The organism is Saccharomonospora marina XMU15 (assembly GCF_000244955.1).
Taxonomy (GTDB): Bacteria; Actinomycetota; Actinomycetes; order Mycobacteriales; family Pseudonocardiaceae; genus Saccharomonospora_A; species Saccharomonospora_A marina.
This window is the reverse complement of record NZ_CM001439.1, coordinates 4,995,783-5,011,520: the sequence shown is the minus strand read 5'-3', so window position 1 is coordinate 5,011,520 and position 15,738 is coordinate 4,995,783. Positions and strand designations below refer to the sequence as shown.

The 15,738-nt window shown below is 69.0% G+C and carries 16 protein-coding genes and 1 riboswitch; of the genes, 7 read left to right on the top strand and 9 right to left on the bottom strand.

What is annotated here, in order from left to right; all coding sequences use genetic code 11:
- Positions 1–13 precede the first annotated feature (13 nt).
- Positions 14–823: an SGNH/GDSL hydrolase family protein gene (locus SACMADRAFT_RS23625; protein ID WP_009156380.1), complete on the bottom strand. Its 810-nt coding sequence runs from the start codon at positions 821–823 to the stop codon at positions 14–16.
- Positions 824–1,040: 217 nt separating this feature from the next.
- Between SACMADRAFT_RS23625 and SACMADRAFT_RS23620 the strand changes: the two genes are divergently transcribed.
- Positions 1,041–1,724 carry a DUF3159 domain-containing protein gene (locus SACMADRAFT_RS23620; protein ID WP_009156379.1) on the top strand — a complete coding sequence of 228 codons (684 nt, stop codon included), beginning with the start codon at positions 1,041–1,043 and terminating at the stop codon, positions 1,722–1,724.
- A gap of 37 nt (positions 1,725–1,761) precedes the next feature.
- Here the strand turns inward: SACMADRAFT_RS23620 and SACMADRAFT_RS23615 are convergent, their stop codons facing one another.
- The gene (locus SACMADRAFT_RS23615) at positions 1,762–2,697 is read right to left on the bottom strand and encodes an N-acetylglucosamine kinase (RefSeq protein ID WP_009156378.1); all 936 of its coding nucleotides are present in this window, start codon (positions 2,695–2,697) and stop codon (positions 1,762–1,764) included.
- Positions 2,694–3,710: an SIS domain-containing protein gene (locus SACMADRAFT_RS23610; protein WP_050998244.1), complete on the bottom strand. Its 1,017-nt coding sequence runs from the start codon at positions 3,708–3,710 to the stop codon at positions 2,694–2,696. The genes SACMADRAFT_RS23615 and SACMADRAFT_RS23610 overlap by 4 nt, the downstream gene beginning before the upstream one ends.
- A 165-nt stretch (positions 3,711–3,875) precedes the next feature.
- Here SACMADRAFT_RS23610 and SACMADRAFT_RS23605 point away from each other — a divergent pair, with 165 nt between their 5' ends.
- Both SACMADRAFT_RS23605 and SACMADRAFT_RS23600 read left to right on the top strand, forming a co-directional pair.
- The gene (locus SACMADRAFT_RS23605; protein WP_009156376.1) at positions 3,876–4,610 is read left to right on the top strand and encodes a GntR family transcriptional regulator; all 735 of its coding nucleotides are present in this window, start codon (positions 3,876–3,878) and stop codon (positions 4,608–4,610) included.
- A gap of 283 nt (positions 4,611–4,893) precedes the next feature.
- A complete protein-coding gene (locus tag SACMADRAFT_RS23600; protein WP_009156375.1) occupies positions 4,894–5,679 on the top strand; it encodes a hypothetical protein in 786 nt (261 codons plus the stop codon).
- Between the two features lie 115 nt (positions 5,680–5,794).
- Here SACMADRAFT_RS23600 and thiE read toward each other — a convergent pair whose 3' ends face one another.
- Positions 5,795–6,472 (bottom strand): thiamine phosphate synthase, encoded by a 678-nt coding sequence (gene thiE, locus SACMADRAFT_RS23595; RefSeq protein ID WP_009156374.1) that lies wholly within the window; start codon positions 6,470–6,472, stop codon positions 5,795–5,797.
- A gap of 18 nt (positions 6,473–6,490) precedes the next feature.
- Positions 6,491–6,596: riboswitch (TPP riboswitch) on the top strand.
- Between thiE and thiO the strand changes: the two genes are divergently transcribed.
- The 4 genes from thiO to SACMADRAFT_RS23575 all read left to right on the top strand — a co-directional run bounded on the left by thiO (position 6,590) and on the right by SACMADRAFT_RS23575 (position 9,209).
- On the top strand, positions 6,590–7,708 hold the full coding sequence (gene thiO / locus SACMADRAFT_RS23590) for a glycine oxidase ThiO (RefSeq protein WP_009156373.1): 1,119 nt from the start codon (positions 6,590–6,592) through the stop codon (positions 7,706–7,708). It overlaps the preceding riboswitch by 7 nt.
- Positions 7,708–7,908 carry a sulfur carrier protein ThiS gene (thiS, locus tag SACMADRAFT_RS23585; RefSeq protein ID WP_009156372.1) on the top strand — a complete coding sequence of 67 codons (201 nt, stop codon included), beginning with the start codon at positions 7,708–7,710 and terminating at the stop codon, positions 7,906–7,908. Before thiO ends, thiS begins: the two co-directional genes overlap by 1 nt.
- 2 nt (positions 7,909–7,910) lie before the next feature.
- Positions 7,911–8,678, top strand: coding sequence for a thiazole synthase (gene thiG / locus SACMADRAFT_RS23580; protein ID WP_009156371.1), 768 nt, complete (start codon positions 7,911–7,913; stop codon positions 8,676–8,678).
- 99 nt (positions 8,679–8,777) lie between these two features.
- Positions 8,778–9,209, top strand: a complete 432-nt coding sequence (locus SACMADRAFT_RS23575) for a MarR family winged helix-turn-helix transcriptional regulator (protein WP_009156370.1) — start codon at positions 8,778–8,780, stop codon at positions 9,207–9,209.
- Positions 9,210–9,351: 142 nt separating this feature from the next.
- Here SACMADRAFT_RS23575 and thiD (SACMADRAFT_RS23570) read toward each other — a convergent pair whose 3' ends face one another.
- The 5 genes from thiD (SACMADRAFT_RS23570) to SACMADRAFT_RS23550 all read right to left on the bottom strand — a co-directional run bounded on the left by thiD (SACMADRAFT_RS23570) (position 9,352) and on the right by SACMADRAFT_RS23550 (position 15,685).
- On the bottom strand, positions 9,352–10,224 hold the full coding sequence (thiD, locus tag SACMADRAFT_RS23570) for a bifunctional hydroxymethylpyrimidine kinase/phosphomethylpyrimidine kinase (protein WP_040926755.1): 873 nt from the start codon (positions 10,222–10,224) through the stop codon (positions 9,352–9,354).
- A 42-nt stretch (positions 10,225–10,266) separates the two neighbouring features.
- Positions 10,267–11,973: a PstS family phosphate ABC transporter substrate-binding protein gene (locus tag SACMADRAFT_RS23565; RefSeq protein WP_009156368.1), complete on the bottom strand. Its 1,707-nt coding sequence runs from the start codon at positions 11,971–11,973 to the stop codon at positions 10,267–10,269.
- 147 nt (positions 11,974–12,120) lie between these two features.
- Positions 12,121–12,951 carry a bifunctional hydroxymethylpyrimidine kinase/phosphomethylpyrimidine kinase gene (gene thiD, locus SACMADRAFT_RS23560; protein ID WP_009156367.1) on the bottom strand — a complete coding sequence of 277 codons (831 nt, stop codon included), beginning with the start codon at positions 12,949–12,951 and terminating at the stop codon, positions 12,121–12,123.
- A complete protein-coding gene (thiC, locus tag SACMADRAFT_RS23555; RefSeq protein WP_009156366.1) occupies positions 12,948–14,594 on the bottom strand; it encodes a phosphomethylpyrimidine synthase ThiC in 1,647 nt (548 codons plus the stop codon). Before thiC ends, thiD (SACMADRAFT_RS23560) begins: the two co-directional genes overlap by 4 nt.
- A gap of 161 nt (positions 14,595–14,755) precedes the next feature.
- Positions 14,756–15,685: a S1C family serine protease gene (locus SACMADRAFT_RS23550; protein WP_009156365.1), complete on the bottom strand. Its 930-nt coding sequence runs from the start codon at positions 15,683–15,685 to the stop codon at positions 14,756–14,758.
- Positions 15,686–15,738 lie beyond the last annotated feature (53 nt).

Below are 15,738 nucleotides of genomic sequence, written 5' to 3'. Positions count from 1 at the left end.
CGTGCGGAGGGGATCAGCTCTCGGCGGCTTCGGTGAGCCGTGCGCCGCTGACCTGGTTGCGAACCAGCGGTTCCAGCCTCGGCCGTTTGGGCACAAGACCGTCGCCCATCGACTCGCCGCGCAGGTGCCTTCGAATCCACGGCAGCAGGTGCGTCCTCGTCCATTCCAGGTCCGAACGGCGCAGTGTGAGCCAGTTGGCGTGCTCGGCGGTTTCCGGCCACGGCTCCCGCCAGTCCTCGGCCGTCGGCACGCCGAGCACTTCGGCGGTACGCAGCGCGATCCTGCGATGCCCCTCGGACGTGAAGTGCAGCCGGTCGTCGCTCCATGCCCGGTTGTCGTGCAGCACATCCATCGCCCACAGGTCCACGACCTTGGCCTTGTGTCGCTCCGCGATGGCCCACAGATGCGCGTTGTAGATGCCCACCTTGCCCCGCAGGATGCTCATCACCGACATCCGCTTGGTGTCAGGGCCGGTGAAGATCAGCACCTCGATACCCGCCCCCCGTAACGTGGCGATGGTCTCCTCGAACCTGGCCGCGATGTCGTCCACGTCCGCTCCTGGAACGATGATGTCGTTCCCGCCCGCGCAGACGGTGACGAGATCGGGCTTGAGTTCGAGCGCGAGCGGTAGCTGCTCCTGCACGATCTCGGCCAGCATCTTGCCCCGCAGCGCCAGGTTGGCGTACTGGAACTCGCTTCGCCCCGCACCGAGAATCTCCGCCAGCCGGTCCGCCCACCCTCGGTAGGTCCCATCGGGAAGCGGGTCGTTGAGCCCCTCGGTGAAGCTGTCCCCGATCGCCACATAGCTGTCGAACCCGTTCACGAGTTCTGTCTCCTCCCGCCAGCAACCCTGTGAAGTTCCTGCTGTCGATCAACATCCGAGGGTGCCCCCGATATGCCCACCTACGCCACCGTCGGTTGATCGGACGTCATAGTTTCTTCCGGTGGGCGCACACCGCGCAGCCGGTTTTTCGGATCATGTGGTGAACCTCTCCGACAAAGGGTGCCCTAACCACCGGATTTGAGGCAGGCTGGACACCGTGCAGGAGCGTCCGACCACCGAGCCCGCCCGCGAGTCGCTGGCCGGCCTGCTCGGCGGAAGCAAGGGCGCGATCGACGCCAGTCTGCCGCCGGCCGCCTTTGTGCTCGGTTGGCTGCTGGCCGGTTCCTCGATCGGTTGGGCAGCGGTTACCGCGATCGCGGTCAGCGTGCTGGTGGGCGTGTTCCGGTTACTGCGGGGCGATCGGGCCAGAGCGGTGCTGGTGAGTCTCGCGGCGGTCATCGCGGCAGCGCTGGTCGCTTTGCACACCGGTAGGGCCGAGGACTTCTTCCTGCTGCAACTGCTGTCCAATGTGGCCAGCTCGCTGGTATGGGCCGCGAGCATCGTGCTGAGGTGGCCACTGCTCGGCGTCGTCGTGGGGTTCGCCCTCGGGCAGCGCACCAGGTGGCGGCAGGACCCAGAACTGCTGGCCGCCTACTCGGTCGCCAGTTGGGTCTGGGTGAGCCAGTACCTGCTGCGAGTCGTGGTGTACGGCTCGCTGTGGTGGGCAGGGCAGGTCGTCGCACTGGGCGTGGCGCGCACTGTGCTGTCGTGGCCCCTCGTGGCGCTGACGATCGCGGTGAGCGGATGGGTGCTGTACCGCACGCTGCCAGATGATCACCCCGGGCTGCGGAATCCGCGGCCACGACGGGTGACGGGCGAACCGGTGACCACCGACGAGTAAGGGCCCCCGGCGAGGGGGAGGTCCGGGGGCCCACTACCTACGGTACTCGCCTCGGACGCGCTGCGCTTTCGCCGAAGCCCCGCACCGCCGCCAGCCAGGCGGCGCCGAGTACACCGTCGCCGCTGGACAGCACATGCGACTCGGCCAGCCCCTCGCGCACCAGCGCGCCGACCGGGCTGGTGACGCCCAGCACGCTGCCCGCGAGCACGATCGGCGTGCGCTCCCCTTCGTCCCTCGCCGCTTTGGCGGTTTCCATGAGCAATCCGGCCGCGCGCTCGACGATGGTCAGCGCGACGGGATCTCCCGCCTCGTGTGCCCGGCTCACCAGCGGGGCGAACCGGTCGAGGCGAACCGGCGGTTGCCCGTTGACCTCGGTGATGAGCCGGTGAGCGGCGCGCGGGTCGTCCGGGTCGACCGCCGCGCTACTGAGCACCGCCTGCCCCAGCACACCGAGGTGACCCCGGGCGAGCCCGTCGAGGGTTGCCCTGACGGCCTCGCGCCCCAACCAGAAGCCCGACCCCTCGTCACCGAGCAGCCAGCCGTAGCCGCCCACGGTGGCGACCGTCCGCCTGTCCCTGATGCGCGCGGCGATCGAACCGGTACCGGCCACCAGCACAGTCCCGTCAGGCTGTGCGGTGGCCGACGCGAACGCGGCATCGGCGTCGGACACCACGGCAGGCGACACCGCGAACCCTGCCATCGCTTGCTGGAAGATCGCGGCGAAGGTCGGGTTGGTCAGCTTGCTGCGGCCGGCCAGACCGATCACACATGCCCGCAGGTCGCGGCCGGCCAACCCGGCCGTGGCTTCCGCGATCGATGAGGCGATCGCCTCGGCCGCCTGCCTCGGCGGCCGGGAGTTGGGATTGCCGCCGCCCGCTTTGGCGAATCCGAGTACCTGGCCGCTCGCGTCCACGGCAACTGCCCTGGTGCTGCTGCCGCCCGCGTCGACCCCGACGACGAAACCCGGTTTCACCTGGTTCTCGTCACTTTGTGCAGGCCGCGCGGCCGGTCCGGATCGAACCCTCTCGCCAGTGCGAGGCCCAGTGCGAGCCGCTGTACCGGCAGCACCTCCAGGATGGGGGCGATCTCCTCAGCCGTCTCCGGCAACGGGATGGAAAGCGACGCGGGCACGCTGGCCGCTGCGGAGCCCACCGTGAGCACGTCGGCACCGCGCCCGGAGACCGCGTCGAGTACATCCCACATCGCGCCGCCGCCCTTGCCCTCGCTCGTCACCGCCAGCACGGCGGTATCGGTGTCGATGGCGGCGACCGGCCCGTGCAGCAGGTCGGCACCGCTGTAGGCGCGGGTGGCGAGGTAGCTGGTCTCGGTGAGCTTGAGCGCGGCCTCCAGCGCGGTGGCGAAGGAGTAGCCTCTGGCCGTTGTGATCAGACGGTCGGCGAAGCGGTAACGCTCCACTGCCCGTTCCACTCCTTCCGATGATTCCCGCAGTGCCTGCCGTGCCAACTCGCCGATGTCACGCACGTGCTCACCACTTCCCCCTCGTGCCGCGTCGACCAGCAGGTAGAGGGCCAGCAGGGTGGCGGAGTACGTCTTGGTGGCGGCCACGGCCAGTTCCTGTCCCGCCCTGATCTGCACGGAGAACTCCGCGACGTCGTGCAGGGCTGAAGCTGGCGTGTTGGTCACCGCGAGTGTCAGCGCGCCACCCGCCTTGGCCGAGGCCGTGGCCTCGAGCAGGTCGGGAGAGCTGCCGCTCTGGCTCACGGTGACCACCAGCACGTCTCGCAGGTCGGGGCGCGCGTCGTACAGCGTCGTCGTCGACGGCGACGCGAGCCCGGCGGGCAGACCCAGCAGGATCTCGATGAGGTACTTCGCGTACAGCGCCGCATGGTCGCTGGAACCGCGGGCAATCAGCAGGGCGAACCGCGGCGAACGCTCGGTGATCGAACGTGCCACGGTGGCGATCTCGGCCCTCGTCTCGACCAGTCCGGCGAGCACCTCGGGTTGCTCATTGATCTCCGCCGTCATTCGCTCGCCGGTTCTGCCCTCTTTCACGGTGGTCCCTCCGGTCGGCCATCCGGGTCACCCGACTCGGTCAGGCTGCGGTCTAGACCAATAGTAAGCACGTTCAACGTAGTATTCGAAGGGTACTTTCCACGGTAGGTGGGTACCTATTCAGTGAGGGAGTCGGTCATGTTGGAGGCAGTTGCGAGCACCCGCGGCCAGCGCGAGCCCAAGTACTGGTCGCTGAAGCAGCATCTGCTCGATCTGCTGGAGTCGATGCCAGCGGGATCTCCTATCCCCACCGAGCGTTCGCTCGCGGGGGATTTTCACGTCTCCCGCACCACTGTGCGCCAAGCGCTGGCGGATCTCACGGCAGAGGGCAGGCTTCACCGGGTGCAGGGCAAGGGCACGTTCGCGGCCGAGCCGAAGATGGCGCAACGGCTGCAGTTGTCCTCCTACACCGAGGACATGCGGGCGCAGGGCAGGGAGCCCTCCTCGCAGTTGCTGGAGATCGAGGAGATCGTCGCCGAAGGCGATCTTCCGAAGCTGCTCGGTATCCGTACCGGTGCCAAGGTGCTCAAGCTGCGCAGGCTGCGGCTCGCCGACGACGAGCCCATGGCGCTGGAGACCACGCACCTGCCACTGGCCAGGTTCCGTGGCATCCGCAAGCAGATCGCGGAGGGCGGTTCCCTGTACGAGGCGTTGCGGGAGCGCTACGGCGTGGAGCTGGAACGTGCGGAGGAGACCATCGAGACATCGCTGGCGGGTCCGCAGGAGGCGGAGTTGCTCGGGGCCGACGTCGGGATGCCGGTGCTGTTGCTGTCCAGGCAGACGTTCGCCTCGGACGGCAAGCCGGTGGAGTTCGTTCGCTCCATCTACCGTGGTGACCGGTACAAGTTCGTCACGACGCTGACCCGGCCGTGACCCCTGGCCCTCGGCGGAACTCGAACTCACTCGCGGCCGGACACCCGCGGGCGTGGCGCGAACGACACGTTCGTGGGTGCCACATCCGGGGTAGCCGATGCTGTCGCACGAACGGGTGCCGAGCCCGGGACACCGGGTCGGCCGCCGTGGCCTGCCGCCGCAGGCAGGCCCTGGAGTCCACATCAGACGTGGTGGCAGTGCTCACTTCAGGCAACGTCGGGAGCGTTCCGGACGTGCTTGTCGTTGCCATACCGAGACCGGCGAACGCGAGTGAATCGAGATCATGGTCGGGGAGAAGGAGACGAAGACCGAGGAGCAGCCCGAGAAGCAGGGGCTCAGACCGGTACAGGTGATCGCGGCGGGACTGGCGGCCACCGCGGCCGCGTTTCTTGGCTCGACCCTCGGGGTCTACGGAACGGTGCTCGGTGCTGGACTGTTCAGTGTCGTCTTCACGGTGGGCAGCGAACTGTTCCTGCGCTCCATGGAGCGCACCCGGGTGGCCGCTCGCGCACTCACCGAGGCAGGCGCGAGGTTGCCCCACAAGCGCGGCAACTCCGAGCGGGCCGAGCATGCCGAGGTGCCGCCGACCGAACAGCCGACCCAGCCCGCCGCGCCGCTGCCCGACCCCGGAGGAGAGCCACAGCAGCCGGAGGAACACAAGCAGTGGTGGAAACGACGCTGGCCGTGGCTGCTCGGCACCAGCGTCGTCGCCTTCGTGATCGGGATGGCGCTGATCACCGGTTTTGAGGGCGTCACGGGCAAGTCGCTGTCAGGCGAGGGTGCCACCACGGTGAGCAGGCTGGTCGGCGGAGGGGCAGGCCAGCCGGGGCAGGACGAGCAGGACCAGCAGGACCCGGACAGCACACCTTCGCCGTCGGTGACAGAGGGGTCGGAGCCTGGCTCGACGGAGACCTCCCCGACCGAGGACAGCACGACCACGACGGAGCCGACCGAATCGACCACGCGAGAGCAGCAACAGCCACCGCCCACCGCGCCGTCGGACGACTCGGTGCCCGACCCCGGCGACGCGCCGGTGCCGGGCGGCCAGGGACTCCCGACCACGTCCTGATCGCCGCAGACTCGTCAGTAGGAGGCTGTCGCAGGTGCGAGCGCGCTGAACTACCTGGCTCAACCTGGCGTGGCCACCTTGGCGGCCGCGCCAGGTTGATCATCGGAAAGCACAGTCACCTGCTGTCGGGCTGGAGCGCTTGTCGCAAGGCGGTCGCGGCCGCAGCCGGGTCCTCCGCTTCGGTGATCGCCCGCACCACCACCGCACGTCGGGCGCCCGCCGCCACCACCTCACCGACGCGCCGCTCGTCGATACCACCGATCGCGAACCACGGGCGGGTCGTGTCGATCCCTTGCGCTACGGCTCGGATCAGTTCCAGTCCTGGCGCGGGCCTGCCCGGTTTGGTCGGGGTCGGCCAGCACGGCCCCACACAGAAGTAGTCCACGCCGTCCTCGGTGGCCGCAAGGCGAGCCTCTTCCAGCGAGTGCGTCGACCTGCCGATCACCGGATCGTCGCCGAGAATCCGCCGTGCCACCGACACCGGGAGGTCGTCCTGCCCCAGATGCAGGACATCGGCCTGGACGGCGAGCGCGATGTCGGCGCGGTCGTTCACCGAGAGCAGGGCGCCGTGCTTCGCGCACGCCCGCGCCAGCACCTCCAGCGCCTCGATCTCTTCGCCTGCCTCGAGCGTGCCGTCGTTCTTGTCCCGGAGTTGGATGATGTCGACCCCACCCGCCAGCGCCGCGTCGGCGAACTCGGCGAGATCGCCACGATCGCGGCGAGCGTCGGTACACAGGTACAACCTGGCTTCGGCCAGCCGCTGCCTGATCTGGTCACCGTTGAGCCCGGGCATGGGATCACTGTACGGTGGTGACGTCCGCACGGGAGCCCGAGGCACGGGCTGAGAGGGAGCCGCCGCTCCGACCGTGGAACCTGATCCGGGTCATGCCGGCGCAGGGAGCGTGATCTCATGACTGACACCACAACCGTCGCGATCGTGGGCGCGGGCGTCATCGGCCTGGCCGTGGCGTGGCGGGCGGCCGCGGCGGGTTACCAGGTCACCGTGTTCGACCCGCGACCGGTGCGCGGTGGCGCCTCCTGGGTCGCGGGCGGGATGCTCGCACCGGTCACCGAGGCCTGGCCTGGCGAGGAGGACGTGCTCGAACTCGGTGAACAGTCCCTCCGGCGCTGGCCCAGCTTCGCGGCCGACCTGGCTGCCGAGGGCATGGACCCGGGGCTGTCCACGGCAGGGACGGTCGTGGCGGCCTTCGACAGCGCCGACGCAGGACAACTCGACATACTGGCCGGGTACCTGCACCGGCTGGGCAGGCAGGCCTCACCCGTGTCGGGCAGGCAACTGCGAAAGACCGAACCGGGCCTCGCAGGTGCGGTGCGGTCGGGTTTGCTCGTGCCTGGCGACCTCGCCGTGGACAACCGCGCGCTGCTGCGGGCCCTGCACGCGGCAGCCCGGCGCCGGGGTGCTCGCTTCGTCGCCGAACGCGTGAGGGGCCTTGACCACCGCACGGTGCGCACGGAGACAGCCGAGCACCGGTTCCGCGCCGTCGTGCTCGCCGCCGGTGCCTGGAGCGCGCGACTGCATCCCGAGCTTGCCGGTCTCCTACGGCCGCTGAAGGGCGAGATCCTGCGGCTGCGGGCGCGCAGGACGACCCTGCCGCCCCCGAGCGGCACGATCCGCGCGCTGGTCGAAGGCAGGCCGATCTACCTGGTGCCACGCGCCGGTGGCGAACTCGTGCTCGGCGCGACCCAGTACGAGGCCGGGTTCGACGAGACGGTCACCGCCAGTGGAGTTCGGGAACTGCTCGAAGGAGCCGAGCGGGTCTTTCCGAGCGTGGCCGAGTACGAACTCACGGAGGCAAAGGCGGGGTTGCGGGCAGGCAGCGCCGACAACCTGCCCTACCTCGGCGTGCTCGGTGACGGGGTGTTCGCGGCGACCGGGCACCACCGAAACGGTTTGTTGCTGGCTCCGGTCACGGCTGACGCGGCGCTCGCGTGGCTGGCCGGTGCCCCGACACCCCCGGGAGTCAGCCGAGCACACCCGGGCCGGATGCGAAGTGAGGAACGAGTGTGATGCGCGTTCACGTCAACGGCGAGGAGCGGGAGTTCCCGGAAGGCAGCACCGTCGCGGACCTGCTCACGGCCATCGGTACCGAGAAGCAGGGTGTGGCGGTGGCGCTGGAGGGCGAGGTCGTCCGGCGACACGACTGGGCGGATGTCGTCGTGCCGAACGGCGCGCACCTGGAGATCCTGACCGCCGTGCAAGGAGGCTAGACATGACAGAGGATTTCGGCGACCCCCTGGTGATCGGTGAGCACAAACTGACCTCACGGCTGATCATCGGTACCGGCGGGGCGAGCAATCTGAAGGTGCTTCGGCAGGCGCTGGTGGCTTCCGGCACCGAACTGACAACCGTGGCGATGCGGCGCGCCGACTCCGAGGGCGGTTCCGGCGTGCTCGAACTGCTGCGCACGCTCGGTATCCGGCTGCTGCCCAACACCGCGGGCTGTCGAAGCGCGGCTGAGGCCGTGCTGACGGCGCGGCTGGCGCGGGAAGCGCTCGACACCGACCTCGTCAAGCTGGAGGTTCACGCCGACGACCGCACCCTGCTGCCCGACCCGATCGAGACGCTGGAGGCGGCTGAACAACTGGTGGCCGACGGGTTCACCGTGCTGGCCTACACCAACGACGATCCGGTGCTCGCCCTGCGGCTGGAGGAGGCCGGTTGTGCCGCCGTCATGCCGCTGGGCGCTCCGATCGGTACGGGACTGGGCATCCGCAACCCGCACAACATCGAGTTGATCGTGGCGAGGGCTGGTGTGCCGATCATCCTGGATGCCGGGATCGGCACAGCCTCCGATGCGGCACTGGCGATGGAACTCGGTTGTGCCGCCGTCCTGCTGTCGACGGCCGTGACAAGGGCGCAGGACCCCGAACGCATGGCCGCCGCCATGCGCTCCGCCGTGATCGCGGGCAGGCTCGCCCGGGACGCGGGCCGCGTTCCGCAGCGGTTCTGGGCACAGGCCTCCAGCCCGCCACGCTGAGCCCTGTCGATGGGTCGATGGGTTCACGCCAGTGGTGCACAGCCCGCCACGTATGGTGAACCGCGATCTCGAGCCGCGCGTGGATCTAAGGAGTTCCAGGTGACCGCGTCGTCACAGGACGTACCCGGCAGGCTTTTCCTCGCCATCGGCAGGCTGTCGCGCTCGCTGCGGCAGGCCGGTGCGCCGGGCCCCGGACACGGTGCGATCTCGGCGCTGGCCACGCTCGCCGCCTACGGCCAGTTGCGGCTCGGTGATCTGGCTGCCAAGGAGGGCGTGGCCGCGGCCACGATGTCGCGCATCGTCGCCGCGCTCGTCGAGGCCGGGTACGTGCGCAGGGAGTCCGACCCGGCCGACCGCAGGGCGTGGCTGGCGACCGTGACCCCCGAGGGCGAGCGCTTGCTGTCCGGGGTGCGCTCGACCCGGATCGAAGAGCTTGACCGGCGCATCGCCCGGCTTTCACCCGAGCATCGGGAAGCGCTGACCGCGGCGCTTCCCGCGCTGGAGGCGCTGCTCACCGATGAAGAGTCGTGAACACCCAACCCGCGAGTCCCCCGCTGCCGTCCGCGAGTCCTGCGTTCCTGTCGGCGAGTCCTGCGTTCCTGTCGGCGAGTCCTGCGTTCCTGTCGGCGAGTCCCCCGCTCCCGCCCGCGAGTCCTGCGCTGCCGTCCGTCGCTCAGTGTCCGGGTTCTCGCCCCGCGATCGGGCCCTCGCCTTCCGGACCCGACTCGGGGGCGAGCCGCCAGAAGGCCGAGACCGGGCCCACCTCGGCACCCATGGGATAGGAGTGCCGAACGGCGTTGCTGACGTACCACTTCGCGTATCGCACGGCCTGTGGAACCGCCATTCCGCGCGCCAAGCCCGCGGTCAACGCCGCGGCCATCGCATCGCCCGCGCCGTGCGTGTGCCGGGTGTCGAACCGGGGCCCTCGCAACTCGGTGTAGGTCAGACCGTCGTACAGCAGGTCGACGCACTCCGGGTCGTCCTCCAGATGACCGCCCTTCACAAGTACGTACTCCGGCCCCATCGCATGCAGCGCCGCCGCGGCGGCCCGCATCGAGTCGCGATCGGTCACGGCTTTTCCGGTCAGCAGCCGCACCTCGTCGAGGTTGGGGGTCAGCACGGTCGCCATCGGTAGCAACTCCTCCCGCAACGCGGCCAGGCCCTCGGCGTCGAAAAGCGGGTGCCCGTGCATGGAAGCCGCCACCGGATCGACCACGAACGGGATCGCCGCTGCCCGCCCGATGCCCGCCTTCTCACACGCTCGCCGTACCGAGGTGATGGTCTCGCCGCGGGCAAGCATCCCCGTCTTCGCTGCCTGCGCGCCCATGTCGGAGGTGACCGCCTCGATCTGGCCCGCGACGATGTCCGCTTCGATGTCGCTGCGCGCGTGCACGCCGAGCGTGTTCTGCACGGTCACCGCCGTCACCGCGACCAGTCCGTGCACCCCGCAGGTGAGAAACGTGCGCAGGTCGGCCTGCAACCCGGCCGCGCCGCCGGAATCGGAGCCGGCGATGGTCAACGCGGCCGGAGGTCGCTGCTCGGTCATCCGCACAGTGTCGCGCACGCGTCCCGGTCCGCTGCTGCCCCGTCAACCGCGGCACAACCGGTGCGGTACACCGTTGCCGCCGATGCACGGCGTGTACCCGGCCTCGCGAAGCTCCGCGCGAGCGGTGCCGCTGCGCAGGTAGCCGATGAAACCTCGCAGCACCGATCCGTTCTCGGGCGCACCCCTGGTGTAGAGGTACTCGATCGCCCAGAACGGGTAGCCGTGCTCGATGTTGTTCGCGTCCGGATACACCTCGCCGAGCCGTAGCACGGTGAGAGGCTGACCGTCGGTCCTCGCCTCGATCGCTGACGGCAGGTCGACGTAGCCGATGGCGCCCGCGGTGTCCGCGACCTCGGCCACCACCTGTGCTTCGGTGCTTCTTTCACAACGGATCAGTGGCGAACCGCTGTCCCGGTCGGCGCTGGCACAGGAATCCGAGGAAAGCCCTGGCTCCGTGGTGCCGAGCACGGTCGCCTCGAACGTCTGCCTCGACCCGGACTCCTGACCTCGGCCGACGATACGGATAGGCAGCGAAGGCCCGTCGCGTAGCTGCTTCCAGTCGCGGTAGCGCCCGTCGTGGATGCCTCTGATCTGCTCGACGGTGAGGCTGTCGACGCCCACCGAGTCGTTGACCACGACGGTGTAGACGATGACCGCGAGCGGCTGGGCGACGAGTTCGGGGGTGGCCGCGCCGCTTTCGCCGTCGGAGAGCGCCGCGAGTTCGTCCTGCCCGTCCTGGGCCGCCGCCAGCATGCGTACCCCGCCGATACTTCCGGTGGCCTCGGTGTCGATTTCCGCGCCCGAACAGGTGCGGGTGTACTCGGTGGCGATTCGCTCGACGACAGGGATGAACGCGCTGGAGCCGACCACCCGCAACCGGCCGTCTGCACACGCGATGTCCGTGGCCACACCCGGTTGCGATGCGTTGACCAGCAGGGTTGCGAGCAGCGCGCCGGTGAGCAGCACACCGAACGTGGCGGTGAGCCGTGGCCAGGTGATTCGGCGCTGCCGCCGCTCGTCGACGATGCGGCCGCCTGCCACGTGCCCGAAGCAGCGCACCTCCTTGGTGAGTTCCCCATCGGTGTTGCCGTCCGGTTCCCGCAGCACGACGACGAGCTTGAACTTCTCCTTGCGTTGCAAGGAAATGTCCCGGAAACGGACACCGTGCCATTGCGGTGCGGGTTGGCCGGCGCTGGGCTGGGTCGCCCTGTCCACCGGTTCGCCACGCAACCACGCCGACAGCCGCCTGCCCAATGACACCCGGACGTTGTCGAGCGTGTTGTCCCCGTGGCCGCTGTCGCCGGTGTCGGCAGTGAAGAACTCCAGGCCGTCCTTCAACTTCTTGCGATGCGTCTCGATCGAGGGCTCGGAGATTCGGGCGTTCCAGATCACCCGGCCGCCGAAGGTGAACTCGATGGGGTCGTCCTTCAGGTCGGCCGCCGAGATGTCGTCGATTCCGGTGTTGCGGACACGGATCACGACGATGCTCATCCGGTCGAGCAACTCGGCGATGGGTTGCAGTTCCGGGTCGGCGTGCTTCACGGAGTCGTCGCGGTCTTGCAGGTCTACCGGGCTCAAACCGAGTTTGGAGTTGTACTGGACCCGGTAGTACAGCCGCTTGCGCCGGATGAGGTAACGGTCGGCGAACGGGGCCGCGACAGCGAGCAGGGCGGCGATCCCGAGGACGAGGCTGCCCTGGTTGGACAGCAGCAACTCGGCGACGGCCTCCAACCGTTGGCCTGGAGTCATGCGTGGCACTCGTTTCCGTCGGCGGGACGGACAAGCCTACGAGTGGATCAATGCGCCCTCGGCCGAAAGGTCGTTTGTTCACTCCTCGTTCATCGAGCGGTCGCCCATGAGCGGCGGCCGTTGGGACTCCCGGCGACTTGCGCCGTTTCAGTCGCTGCGCGAAAGTCGCCAGAACGGGGAAACGGGACCCACTCCGGCGCCAAGCGGATACGCCTCGGCGACGCTGCGCTCGATGAACCGCTTGCCCGACGAAACCGCGTCGGGCACTCCGAGTCCCTTGGCCAGCCCCGCCGTGATGGCGGAGGCGAGTGTGTCGCCTCCGCCGTGCGTGTGCTCGGTCTCGTAGCGAGGCCCGCCGAGCTCCACGATGTGCGTGCCGTCGGAGAGCAGATCGACACACTGCGGGCTGTTCACCAGGTGCCCGCCCTTGACGAGCACCCACTGCGGGCCGAGTTCGAGCAGCGCCTGCGCCGCCTCCCGCTGGCTCTGCCCGTCACTGACGCGCACGCCGGTGAGCAGTAGCACCTCGTCCAGATTCGGGGTGGCCAGCGTGGCTCGGGGTAACAGTTCCGTGCGCAACGCTTCGAGCGCGTCCTGCCGCAGCAGGGCGTCACCGTGCATGGACGCCGCCACGGGATCGACGACGAGCGGCACGTGCGACTGCGTACGCCTGCCGATGCCGACCTCGTCGAGCGTGCTCGCGACGGCCTCGATGATCTCGGCCGTCGCGAGCATGCCCGTCTTCGCCGCGTCCACTCCCATGTCGCCCGCGACCGCGGTGATCTGCGCGGTGACCACGTCCACGGGGATCTCGCTGAATCCCCGCACGCCGAGCGAGTTCTGCACGGTCACGGCCGTCACCGCGGTCATCCCGTGCACCCCGCAGGCGAAGAACGTGCGCAGATCGGCCTGCAGCCCCGCTCCACCACCGGAGTCGGAACCCGCGATGGTGAGCGCGGTCTTGGGCGTCGGGGTCACTCGCGCTCGACCACCGGCAGGTAGACCTGGTTGCCGTGCTCGCTGAACTCCCTCGACTTCTCCCGCATCCCGGCGTCGATGGCCTCGACGCTGGACAGGCCGTGCTCCTCGGCGTACTTGCGCACGTCCTGGGTGATCCGCATGGAGCAGAACTTCGGTCCGCACATCGAGCAGAAATGCGCGGTCTTGGCCGGCTCGGCCGGCAGGGTCTCGTCGTGGAACGAGCGTGCGGTGTCGGGGTCGAGCGAGAGGTTGAACTGGTCGTTCCACCGGAACTCGAACCGAGCCTTGGACAGCTCGTCGTCCCACTCCTGCGCGTAGGGGTGTCCCTTGGCGAGATCGGCGCTGTGAGCGGCGATCTTGTAGGTGATCACACCGGTCTTCACGTCGTCACGGTTGGGCAGGCCGAGGTGCTCCTTCGGCGTGACGTAGCACAGCATGGCGGTGCCGTACCAGCCGATCTGCGCGGCGCCGATCGCGGAGGTGATGTGGTCGTACGCCGGCGCGATATCGGTCGCGAGCGGACCGAGGGTGTAGAAGGGCGCCTCGCCGCAGAGCCGCTCCTCCAGCTCGACGTTCTCCTTGATCTTGTGCATCGGCACGTGGCCAGGTCCCTCAATCATCACCTGGACGTCGTGCTCGCGGGCGATATGGGTCAGCTCGCCGAGTGTCTCCAGCTCCGCGAACTGTGCGCGGTCGTTGGCATCGGCGATGGAGCCGGGCCGAAGGCCGTCGCCGAGCGAGAACGTGACGTCGTAGGCACGCAGGATCTCGCACAGCTCCTCGAAGTGGGTGTAGAGGAACGACTCCGCGTGGTGCGCAAGGCACCACGCCGCCATGATGGAGCCGCCTCGGGAGACGATTCCGGTGACCCGGTTGGCGGTGAGCGGCACGTACCGAAGCAGTACGCCCGCGTGCACCGTCATGTAGTCGACGCCCTGCTCGCACTGTTCGATGACGGTGTCGCGATAGATCTCCCAGCTGAGTTTCTCCGGTTCGCCGCCGACCTTTTCCAGCGCCTGGTAGATCGGGACGGTGCCGACGGGAACGGGCGAGTTACGCAAGATCCACTCGCGAGTGGTGTGGATGTGCTTGCCGGTGGACAGATCCATGATGGTGTCGGCGCCCCATCGGGTGGCCCACACCATCTTGTCGACCTCTTCCTCGACCGACGACCACACGGCCGAGTTGCCCATGTTGGCGTTGACCTTCACCAGGAAGTTCTTACCGATGATCATCGGTTCGGACTCGGGATGCTTGCGGTTGACCGGGATGATGGCACGCCCGCTGGCCACTTCGGAGCGAACGAACTCCGGATCGACCCGTTCCCTTGCCGCGACGAACTCCATTTCCCGGGTGATGACGCCCGCCTTGGCCCAGCCGAGCTGGGTGTTGTGCTCTCGCCCGTCCGCCCAGCCGGACCGGGTCGGATGGAGTCCACTGTGTACGTCGATCACGGCGTCGGGGTCGGTGTACGGCCCCGAGGTGTCGTAGACGTCGAAATGGCCGCCGGTGGACAGGTCGATCCGCCTCGCGGGAACCCTGAGCCCGGATTCCGTCAGGTGGTACACCTTGCGCGAGCCGGTGATCGGTCCGGTGGTGACGGTGGGCTGGACGTCGGCGCCGCTTTCCAGTGTGGTCACGCGAAAATCACTCCCTACGCCGGCATTACCCGGTCAGGTTCATGCGGTCGGCGGCACCGGGTCCACGAAACGGACACCAGCCGCCCTCTCAGCCCGCCAAGGCGCGAGCTCCCGCGATGTGTAATTGTCCCCTGCGACCATGCCACGACAGGTGGCAGACCTCAACCCACCAGTTCGGTGGGAACGGCGAACACGTCCACCATCGCGCCGTTTCGCAGCACCGTGATCGCCAGTCGCACTCCGATGACTTCGGCGAACAGCCGCCGCTGGATGCCCTGCGCGTCGCTGACCCGCTCACGGCCCACGGTGAGCACGAGGTCACCCGCTCGCAGGCCTGCCCTTTCGGCGGGGCCGCCCCCGATGACCTCGACGACCCGAAGCCCCGCGCTCTGGCCGGTGCGCCGCGCGACGTCGTCGGGAAGCGGCGCGGGCACGCCGACCACGCCGAGATAGGCGCGTCGCACCCTGCCCTCGACCAGCAAGGTGTCGATGATTCGCCTGGTCGTGGCGTTCACCGGCACCGCGAGCCCGAGGCCGAGCCCCGCGACGGCGGTGTTGATGCCGACGACCTTGCCCGTCGAGTCGGCCAGCGCGCCACCGGAGTTGCCGGGGTTGAGTGCGGCGTCGGTCTGGATCACGTCCTCGATCACTCTCGCGGCGCGTCCGTGCCGCGCGGGGATCGCTCGACCGAGTGCGCTGACGACCCCCGCGGTCACCGAACCCGAGAAGCCGAGTGGGCTGCCCACCGCAACCACCAGTTGCCCCACGACGAGCCGGTCGGCGTCGCCGAGCACCGCGGGCAGCGGTGTCGGCCCTCGCGAGCGCAGCACCGCCAGGTCGGAGAGCGGGTCGGCACCCACCACGTCGAAGTCCGACTCCCCGCCGTCGGAGAAGGTCGCCGTGCCGGTTCGCGCACGGCCCACCACGTGCGCGTTCGTCAGCAGGTGGCCTTCGCCGTCGAGGACCACGGCCGAACCGCCGCCCATGCTCAGCCGCACACTCGCGACGCGAGGTGTCACCGACCTCGCCACGGAACTCACCGCGCGGGAGTAGGCATCCAGCGCTTCGATATCGGGCGTCGCTTCGGACACCGCAACCACCGCCAGCCGATTACACCGTTACGTCAACTACTCGATTGTGCGTC